Genomic DNA, 284 nt, shown 5'->3' on the forward strand with positions numbered 1-284 from the left:
TCGATGAACAAGCGCCGCAGATTCTTCCCGAGAGCCTGCTGGGCAAGGCGATCTCATATACGCGCAACCAGTGGACATACCTCAGCCGCTATGTGAACGACGGACGCGCGCCAATCGATAACAACGTCATCGAGCGCTTAGAGAAGCATTTCGATAACCGTTCTTATCCGCGCTACGGAATTATGCAGACCTCTGCCTTGGCGCGACGCCAGCCGCATTTATGATCCGGAGTTGTCACGGCCGGCGCAGGCCTTGGGCAGGCATCAGGAAGACTGTGCATTGAT

At 56.3% G+C, this 284-nt stretch carries 1 pseudogene; it reads left to right on the forward strand.

What is annotated here, in order from left to right:
• Positions 1 to 137: pseudogene (locus FSO04_RS46095) on the forward strand (IS66 family transposase); the annotation flags it as partial.
• Positions 138 to 284 lie beyond the last annotated feature (147 nt).

The organism is Paraburkholderia madseniana (assembly GCF_009690905.1).
Lineage (GTDB): Bacteria > Pseudomonadota > Gammaproteobacteria > Burkholderiales > Burkholderiaceae > Paraburkholderia > Paraburkholderia madseniana.